The sequence below is a fragment of the Actinomycetota bacterium genome, assembly GCA_030682655.1.
GTDB lineage: Bacteria > Actinomycetota > Coriobacteriia > Anaerosomatales > JAUXNU01 > JAUXNU01.
The window spans coordinates 1-7,329 of the sequence record JAUXNU010000150.1 but is presented as its reverse complement, the minus strand read 5'-3'; the positions used below and the strand labels follow the sequence as shown (position 1 = coordinate 7,329).

The following is a 7,329-nucleotide window of genomic DNA, read 5'->3' as shown; positions in this document are numbered from 1 at the left end:
CGGAGACTGCGCGTGACAGACGGTTCAGCTGACGTCCCTCACCAAGCAGACTCCACTTGCCCGAGTGCAGCCCCACGACGACATTCAAAGGATACGTCTCCTCCAGACCCGCAATCATCTTCAGGTGAAGCGCACTGGCATCGCCACCGATGAAGAGGGAGGGGGCCGCATGCGGGCCTTCCGGATCCAATACATACGCCGGCGCGCCGTCCTCGAACCATGCGTGGCACGCCACGAGGATTCCGATGAAGTTGACTAGGAGCTCAGGAAACGGGCTCATTGACTTGCACTCGTGCGCGGCCACCACATCTGCGCTACCGACTGTATAGAAACCTCGCTTCCCCGATGCAAACTCAGGCCGACGAGTGGTCTGGATCTCCGCTCCGGCCGACAGCACCACGAGATCTGGAGTGACCGCTATCTCCGGATGAGCATGAGACTGAATGCGCACTTGCTGTCTCAACTCGTAGTGTCCATCCGGACCGCGGAGCGACAAGTAGGAGTAGTTATGCGGATTGCCGCTCGGGGTGGTCAAGTACCGATACTCGCCATCGTCACCGAGAGACTCGGGCGTCACATCGAACTCGATCTCATAGAACTCCGTCAGGGCGTGGAAGCAGCCGATTTCGAATGCCGCTGAAACTTGGCGCTTCGTTTGAGATAGGACGAGCGCATGCGATATCGCGAACTGTCGCATGCGGCCCTCAACGGCGGTCACCCACTTGTCAGCGCTCACGTTCGCGCTCCAAGGCTCGGTGCAGCCGGAAGAGAAGGTCACTGAATCGAGCTCCAGTAAGCACCCCATGCGCGTCTGGGACGTCCTCAAGTGCTTGCATGAAGCTGGCGTGCGCGCCCCTGATGCGTGCACTCCTCTGCGCGTCGAAACGCAGGGAGTCCCCGTACTGGATGACCATATCCCGGCCCATGACACTCGACCGGTCGCTCACCGAACCTGCAAGCGGGCCCAGCACGAACATGTAGAAGGAGTTAAGGCCGCACAGAATGGAAAGGCGTTCGTTCGACCAGCCGCGCTTGCGCACACTCGCGAGCATTGGATCGCGCTTGTCGCTGAGGAAGCGGAGCTCGCGCACCATGCCGTCTTGGCGAGCGCGAATCTTTTGCCTCAGGTCAGCGTCGAGCCGCTCCATCAACGGGCCGATCACTGCGTCAGACATCGCACTTCCTTCCGCCTAGCGTCGATTCGACGGTGCGTGTAAGACTACAGCGGTTGTGCCCCTCAGTGGGCGACAAACGGCGTGTTGATCCTCTGCGGGGATGCCGCTATGCGGGCTCCGAGTCATGCACCGCGCGAGATGGCCGCCTCGGTGTCGTCTCGCCCACGACCTCAAACGCGGGCATTCCGCCCTTGATTGCATCCGCGATCGCCACAGCGGCGGCGCTTGCACTCGGATACCATTCCTCAAGTCCGGTCGTACCGAGACCGCCGGGCATCACAACCCGCACACCGCCACCGTCCGCGGCAACGATTCGGTAGAGGTCCCGACGCTCGTACACGCTCATCGCCCCTCCCGCTTCTTCTTGATGGCAGGAAGCGCGTCGGGCAACACGACCCACGGGCTCTTGTGAGCCGCGGGATCGAGCGTCCTCGAGTACGGCACGACTCCTTTGTACATGTCCGCCCGCAGAGTCTTGGCAGGCATCCCGACAATCGCCGCTGCTTCGTCGGCGAGCATCAGCTCGGACAGGAACAGACCGACGAGGCGGTCCGCCTCCTCCGGTCCAAACAGTTCGCCCAAAGCCTCACGCGCCGTCTGCGGCCGACCGGGTATCGGCTCGCGCACGACCACCCAGCGGCGTTGGCCGTGTGGTTTGACCGACTCGGACATGAGCCTCGCGTGCTTCGTGTCGCCCTGCGACAGTCGGTACTCGAGGACGCTGAGCGACATGCCGAGCTCGGCGGCTGCCTCGCGCTTCGTCATGAGATCTTCCAAGAACATCTGAGTGAGGCGATCAGCCTCGTCAGCTCCTACTCGACCGATCAACTCAGCGTGCGCGGTTCTCTTGGTCATGAGCTGCGCCCCTCCTCACTGGCCCCCTCTCGTGTACCGAGGAGGAATCTCTCCACGAAGTTGAGCCCTTTGGTCACGTTCTCTTCCATCCTGAGACTCAGCGCTTGCTCCAGAGCGTTGCCCTGGTCCGTCCAGTCGGTCAGCCTGTCGCACTTCTCTTCCATCGCCAGACGGATTGTGGCAAACGCGCGTATCACGTCGCGCTTCTTGACGTCCTTGAACTCTCTCACGCGCCGACCCTCCTCTCAGTGTGGCGTACCGCTTGACTGATGGCAATGCATGTGGGGGCTCATCGATCTGGCAGCTTCCAGGCCTCGGCGAGGTCCCGGATGAGGTTGTCCACAGGCGCTTCGCCGGTGACGGTTGAACTTGATGTCTTGTCTGATGTACCGGGTGAAGTGGGCTTCACCCTTGCCGTGCTTGCATGGTTGAAGCCCACTTCACCCATGTTCTGCAGTGCGCTGCACCCGTCCACCACGTCTTGTGGACAACTCCGCCGCGGTTGGTAGAGCAGAGGCAGCGCTTCGATTGCTGAGACGTTGATGACGAAACGGTTGGAGAATCCACGGTGCTTCTTGGTCTGCGGATCGGTGAACCGACCACCCTTCGCGATGATCTGCAGCAGATCGGTCGCGATGAGGTCGTTGACGTTGTTGATCGCGGAACGTCTAGAACAGCCGAGCTTGCCCGCGAGCTCGTCGTACGACGGCCAGCAAACGCCGTCGTCACTTGCCCGGTCGGCAAGGATTAATAGCGTGAGCTTGAGGTGGGGCTTGCCGCCGTAACGCTTGATGACCGAACCCATAACCGAGATGCTCATGGATTACGCGAAGCGTTCCCGCGGCGGCTCCGACGACTGCCGCGACGCAGCATGCCCCGCTGTGCAAGGCCCCGCTTCGTCAAGATCCGTGTCGGTCTGCAGGTGTCGTCGTAAGCTCATTTCTCGGCGCTGTCCCTGATGAAGGCGTTAAGGTTCTCGCGCGACACCCGAATCGTTCCAGGGGTCAGCCCTTGGATCATTCGGATCTTGCCGGACCCGATCAGTTCGCGCGCCCGCCGCACACTGACATGCAACTCGCTTGATACGTCTTCGACCTTGAGCAACTTCCCCATGCAGCAGCACCAATCCCTTTCGTGTTCCTCCCGTGGCGCCCACCGGGCCCCCCTCGGTCTGTCTCGCTGCTCGATTGCGGTCCCCAAGCCGTCGGCAACCCATCGCTCCGCACGTGACGCGACCTCACGCACCTTCATCAGGCGGACATGAGAATATCGAAGCGCCCAGGTCAAGCCTCGCGGCGTGACCGGGTCTGGATGATCACTGGTGCAGGGCACCGACGTTGGTCGGCCGCCGCCCGGAGTCTGTTCACGTACTCGGTGAGACTCTCGGCTGTGATAAGAGTCCGGCGGCCGATCTTGACCCGCTCCAGTTCGCCGCCCTTCAGGAGCTCGTACAGACTGGTTCGCTGAATGCCGAGTTGCTCGGCCGCCTCGTGGACGGGATAGAGGAGTCTGCAGGGCGCGCTCGTGGCTCTCATGGTTGATCGATCTCGGTAAGCAGTTCGCGTGGTTCGCCGCTGAACTCGAGCGCGACGGCGAGCTTCTTGAGCTGTGACGCGTAGGGCCTCCCGATGTACCTGTTCTCGATCTGACCCACGGTCGCCGCGTGCATTAGGGCCAGTCGCGCCAGTGCGGAGCGCGTGAGTCTCTTGTCCTCCCGCAGCTTCTGGATCATGAGCATGCGTTCTCCCTTCCGTTCACGGTTTGTCCCGTACGTAGTATCCTGTCCGGGTTGGCATAGGCAAAGACGGATAGACAGGACTTAACCGTGACATTTAGAACCAATAGAGGTTCCCCCGCCTCCCTGGTCGGGTTCGAGTGGTCGCGCATGAACAACCCACACTGGGTCGGCGAGGATGGTCTGCGTGTGCTGTGCGGCTTCAACGCCAACGAGACCTACCGGCCGCTCAAGTCCGAGCCGGCGCTGTTTCGCACGTTCGCGTCGCTGTCAGACCGCGAAGAGGCATTCGCCACTTTCGCCGGCGGCTACGGAGACCTGTACGACCCGGACTACTTGGTCCGGGATGGACGGGTGCTATCGCCCGATGACGGCCTCGAGGGGGGCCAAGGATTCGACGGTCTCGGGAACAGGCTCGCCGTGTGGAGAGCTCATCGCCGCCTTCTCGCCTTCGCCTTGCGGCTGTGGGATGCCCTCAGCGAGGGATGCGCGCGCGACGTGATCGGAACCGATCTCGTCCTGACGCCAGCTCCGCGCGACAACGGGCACTCTGCGCGTCAGCCCTCGATGAGAATCCAGGGTCGCATCGGGAAGATGCTCGTGGGTCTCGGCGCCCACCCGAGTGCGATTCCAACCCGCGGCGGCGAGTACGGCTGGCTCGGGTACGCCTCGAAAGCCAGCTCGCCAGAAGCGATAGTCCAGTCGGCCCTCGCAACACTCATCACCGAGATGTGCGGATCTGTCGATGTCGCAATGGAGGTCAGCGGCGCTCAGCCGGGGGGACTGAGGCTCACCTTCGAGGTCTCGTCACTCATCGGGGCCATGTGGCTTCAGTTCGCCTTAGCGGTGGACGGCAACCGAAGGTACCGTTCCTGTCCCGAGTGCGGGGAGTGGTGGGATGCCACCGAGACGCGATCGGACCGTCAGACGTGTAGCGACCGCTGCCGCAAACGGCGCCACCGCGCTGACGCAAAACCGCAGCGACGCGCGGGGGACGGCGGGTGAGATGAGCATGCGACCCTGCAGCGAACAGGGAACTCGCCTTGCTCAGGGGCGCACCATCGAAGCGGCGAAGCGGCGTTTCCCTCGTCCCGGTGCTGCGCGCGGGCTAGGCTCGCGTTCGGGTGGTAGAATCGCGTTGCTACACGCGTTGCTACATTCGGCCCGGAAGACGAGGTAGAGAGCCGGTCTCGGTTTCCCGAAACACAGCCCTCTACCTGCTGTTATCCAATGGTGGGCGCTGTAGGATTTGAACCTACGACCCCTTCCGCGTCAAGGAAGTGCTCTCCCCCTGAGCTAAGCGCCCGTATCGTGCTCTGCAAAGAGCAGCGAACGGTATTGTACCAGTCCTCCGTGATTGCGCTACCCCTCCGGACACCTGCCAGCCGACAACTCGCACGGACGGGAACCTCGGACGCGCGCTGAGCACCTTCCCTATTCCCGCTGGCACAGGCCACAAGGGCCCCGTATCCTCCCTTGCACGCCCAGAAACCCCTTGGTACACTACCCCCTGCGCGCGGACGTGGCTCAGTTGGTAGAGCACAACCTTGCCAAGGTTGGGGTCGCCGGTTCGAATCCGGTCGTCCGCTCCATCGCAAGCCTCGAAGGTCGGTCGGAAGGGTGCTCCACACGGACCCGCGCGGCCGGCCTCTGCACTTGAAAGGGCGCTTCAGGCGCCGCATATGGCGACGTGGCCAAGTGGCAAGGCAGGGGCCTGCAAAGCCCTTATCCCCGGTTCGAATCCGGGCGTCGCCTCCATCAGAAGCAGATGCGGGCCGCCCCTAGTGGGGCGGCCCGCCTGTCGTTCCCCACGCACTTCCCGACGTCCGGCAGCGCCAGGTTGCGCGCAGGTTGTCGGGCAGCCATCTGGACCACCCGACGGGTCAAGGAGGAGGAGTGGCTCCTAGGATGCGTACTTGAGCTGGATCTGCTTGGCCTGCTCCAGCCGGAACAGCCCGCGCTCGAGGTCGCTCGGATTCGCGATGTTCTCGAGTGCCCACTTCACGATCTCAACGGGCACGAGAGGGAAGCGCTTGCGCGCTTGAGACAGGGTCATGACGTGTACCTCCAACTGCTGCGATGAATGCTACGACTGCTACTACGTATTCAATTGACCCTAGTACTAGAAAAGTATCCCGCCCTTTTGCATCGCGCGTCAAGCGCGTACACTTTCCGAGGCACCCCCACGCCAAGCACGGCGCAGCACGAAGGGGTCATCTTCCGACATGAGAATCGGGTTCTTCACCGACACCTACACGCCGCAGATCAACGGCGTCGTCACCTCCATCCGGCTCTTCAAGCGCGCCCTTGAGGCCCGTGGCCACGAGGTCTACGTATTCGCGCCGGACCCGGAGCATGACGAGGACGGCGAGGTGACAGTGCGCTTCCCGTCGATGCCTTTCGCGTTCCAGCCTGAGATGCGCCTGGCCTCCCCCTTCTCGATGGACGCTCTGCGTCTGCTCGACGCCGTCGACTTCGATGTCGTCCACTCTCACGACCCGTTCAGCATCGGACTCTTTGGGCACAGGGTCGCGAGGCGTCACGCAATCCCGTACGTCCACACCTACCACACCCTGTATCCGGAATACGTGCACTACGTGTGGGAAACCAGGCTGACGAAGAGCCTCGCAAGACGGCTTTCCCGCGAGTTCTGCGAGGCGTGCAACACCATCATCGCGCCGTCGACCAAGATCGAGCAGTTCCTGCGAGAGTGGGGAGTCACAGTCCCGATCGAAGTGATCGCCACCGGCGTCGACATCGCCCGCTATGGAGCCAAGGATGACTCGGCTGTAGAGTCTCTGCGAACACGCCTCGGACTACGCGACAGCGACCGCGTCGCCCTGTTCATGGGACGCCTCGGTCGCGAGAAGAGCATCGAAACCCTCATTCGCGCAATCTGGCACTCTCGTCACTCAACGACGAAGCTCGTCATCGCTGGAGACGGTCCAGACCACGCGGAACTGGCACGTCTCGCACGCGACCTCGGGTTGGGCAAACGTGTTGTCTTTGCGGGCTACCTGCGCGGTGATGAGGCGGTCGCTGCCTACCATGCCGCCGACGTGTTCGCCTTCGCCTCCACCTCGGAGACCCAGGGGCTCGTCATCGGAGAAGCAATGGCGGCCGGGCTTCCTGTAGTCGCCGTTGAAGACCTCGCCGTCCAGGACTTCGTTGTCCACGGGGCAACGGGCTTTCTCGTGCCAGGCCGTCCAGAAGACGTCGCGCGCAGTCTCGACAACCTGCTTGCCGACGATGATCTCCGATCCGCATTCGCGACCGCCTCGCGCGAGCGCGCCGGGCAGTTCTCCATCGGCCACCAAGCCGAACGCCTCGAGAATCACTACCTCCAGGCCATCGAGGAGTTCGTCCCGAGAAAGCGCAGTCTTGCCCGCCTGCGTGAACGCATCTCTACCGCGCGCAGTTCCCGGTAGGCTACTCCTTGGCGATCTTGCCAAGGAAGTACGACAGCGCGCCGATGACAGCGGCGATTCCCGCGCCCTTCTCCATGAGATCGCTCGCGCTCTCGGCGCCGATCGCCGCGCCCAGGAAGAACACCGCCAGCACGAC

At 62.8% G+C, this 7,329-nt stretch carries 12 protein-coding genes and 3 tRNA genes; 4 read left to right on the top strand and 11 right to left on the bottom strand.

The genetic code is table 11. The features are described from left to right. The 9 genes from Q8K99_09510 to Q8K99_09470 form a co-directional block, all read right to left on the bottom strand. Positions 1-736, bottom strand: a 736-nt coding sequence (locus Q8K99_09510) for a hypothetical protein (protein MDP2182788.1), incomplete at its 3' end; no start/stop codon positions are given. Continuing rightward, positions 726-1,175, bottom strand: a complete 450-nt coding sequence (locus Q8K99_09505) for a hypothetical protein (GenBank protein MDP2182787.1) — start codon at positions 1,173-1,175, stop codon at positions 726-728. The genes Q8K99_09510 and Q8K99_09505, both read right to left, overlap by 11 nt. A gap of 106 nt (positions 1,176-1,281) precedes the next feature. Next, positions 1,282-1,521: a hypothetical protein gene (locus tag Q8K99_09500; protein ID MDP2182786.1), complete on the bottom strand. Its 240-nt coding sequence runs from the start codon at positions 1,519-1,521 to the stop codon at positions 1,282-1,284. Then, positions 1,518-2,030, bottom strand: a complete 513-nt coding sequence (locus tag Q8K99_09495) for a hypothetical protein (GenBank protein MDP2182785.1) — start codon at positions 2,028-2,030, stop codon at positions 1,518-1,520. Before Q8K99_09495 ends, Q8K99_09500 begins: the two co-directional genes overlap by 4 nt. Continuing rightward, positions 2,027-2,260 carry a hypothetical protein gene (locus Q8K99_09490; protein MDP2182784.1) on the bottom strand — a complete coding sequence of 78 codons (234 nt, stop codon included), beginning with the start codon at positions 2,258-2,260 and terminating at the stop codon, positions 2,027-2,029. Before Q8K99_09490 ends, Q8K99_09495 begins: the two co-directional genes overlap by 4 nt. Before the next feature lie 59 nt (positions 2,261-2,319). Then, positions 2,320-2,850, bottom strand: coding sequence for a helix-turn-helix domain-containing protein (locus Q8K99_09485; GenBank protein MDP2182783.1), 531 nt, complete (start codon positions 2,848-2,850; stop codon positions 2,320-2,322). A 116-nt stretch (positions 2,851-2,966) separates the two neighbouring features. Next, positions 2,967-3,143 carry a helix-turn-helix domain-containing protein gene (locus Q8K99_09480; protein MDP2182782.1) on the bottom strand — a complete coding sequence of 59 codons (177 nt, stop codon included), beginning with the start codon at positions 3,141-3,143 and terminating at the stop codon, positions 2,967-2,969. Positions 3,144-3,313: 170 nt separating this feature from the next. After that, a complete protein-coding gene (locus Q8K99_09475) occupies positions 3,314-3,565 on the bottom strand; it encodes a helix-turn-helix domain-containing protein (protein ID MDP2182781.1) in 252 nt (83 codons plus the stop codon). Continuing rightward, complete coding sequence (locus Q8K99_09470; protein MDP2182780.1) at positions 3,562-3,768, bottom strand: helix-turn-helix transcriptional regulator; 207 nt, start codon at positions 3,766-3,768, stop codon at positions 3,562-3,564. Before Q8K99_09470 ends, Q8K99_09475 begins: the two co-directional genes overlap by 4 nt. A 147-nt stretch (positions 3,769-3,915) precedes the next feature. Between Q8K99_09470 and Q8K99_09465 the strand changes: the two genes are divergently transcribed. Next, positions 3,916-4,770 carry a hypothetical protein gene (locus Q8K99_09465; protein ID MDP2182779.1) on the top strand — a complete coding sequence of 285 codons (855 nt, stop codon included), beginning with the start codon at positions 3,916-3,918 and terminating at the stop codon, positions 4,768-4,770. A 226-nt stretch (positions 4,771-4,996) separates the two neighbouring features. On the opposite strand, the gene Q8K99_09460 is transcribed toward Q8K99_09465, so the two are convergent. Beyond that, positions 4,997-5,071, bottom strand: a tRNA-Val gene (locus tag Q8K99_09460). A 210-nt stretch (positions 5,072-5,281) separates the two neighbouring features. On the opposite strand from Q8K99_09460, the gene Q8K99_09455 reads away from it, so the two are divergent. Together Q8K99_09455 and Q8K99_09450 are read left to right on the top strand one after the other, a co-directional pair. After that, a tRNA-Gly gene (locus Q8K99_09455) sits at positions 5,282-5,357 on the top strand. A gap of 92 nt (positions 5,358-5,449) precedes the next feature. Beyond that, positions 5,450-5,523, top strand: a tRNA-Cys gene (locus Q8K99_09450). 145 nt (positions 5,524-5,668) lie between these two features. Here Q8K99_09450 and Q8K99_09445 read toward each other — a convergent pair. Further along, on the bottom strand, positions 5,669-5,821 hold the full coding sequence (locus Q8K99_09445) for a hypothetical protein (GenBank protein MDP2182778.1): 153 nt from the start codon (positions 5,819-5,821) through the stop codon (positions 5,669-5,671). A gap of 169 nt (positions 5,822-5,990) precedes the next feature. Here Q8K99_09445 and Q8K99_09440 point away from each other — a divergent pair, with 169 nt between their 5' ends. Then, entirely contained in the window at positions 5,991-7,193 is a 1,203-nt protein-coding gene (locus Q8K99_09440) for a glycosyltransferase family 4 protein (protein ID MDP2182777.1), read from the top strand. Positions 7,194-7,329 lie beyond the last annotated feature (136 nt).

Bases quoted from the DNA above. Each gene is read 5' to 3' on its own strand.
- Q8K99_09505 (MDP2182787.1), bottom strand. From the start codon at position 1,175: ATGTCTGACGCAGTGATCGGCCCGTTGATGGAGCGGCTCGACGCTGAC.
- Q8K99_09500 (MDP2182786.1), bottom strand. From the start codon at position 1,521: ATGAGCGTGTACGAGCGTCGGGACCTCTACCGAATCGTTGCCGCGGAC.
- Q8K99_09495 (MDP2182785.1), bottom strand. From the start codon at position 2,030: ATGACCAAGAGAACCGCGCACGCTGAGTTGATCGGTCGAGTAGGAGCT.
- Q8K99_09485 (MDP2182783.1), bottom strand. From the start codon at position 2,850: ATGAGCATCTCGGTTATGGGTTCGGTCATCAAGCGTTACGGCGGCAAG.
- Q8K99_09480 (MDP2182782.1), bottom strand. From the start codon at position 3,143: ATGGGGAAGTTGCTCAAGGTCGAAGACGTATCAAGCGAGTTGCATGTC.
- Q8K99_09475 (MDP2182781.1), bottom strand. From the start codon at position 3,565: ATGAGAGCCACGAGCGCGCCCTGCAGACTCCTCTATCCCGTCCACGAG.
- Q8K99_09470 (MDP2182780.1), bottom strand. From the start codon at position 3,768: ATGCTCATGATCCAGAAGCTGCGGGAGGACAAGAGACTCACGCGCTCC.
- Q8K99_09465 (MDP2182779.1), top strand. From the start codon at position 3,916: ATGAACAACCCACACTGGGTCGGCGAGGATGGTCTGCGTGTGCTGTGC.
- Q8K99_09445 (MDP2182778.1), bottom strand. From the start codon at position 5,821: ATGACCCTGTCTCAAGCGCGCAAGCGCTTCCCTCTCGTGCCCGTTGAG.
- Q8K99_09440 (MDP2182777.1), top strand. From the start codon at position 5,991: ATGAGAATCGGGTTCTTCACCGACACCTACACGCCGCAGATCAACGGC.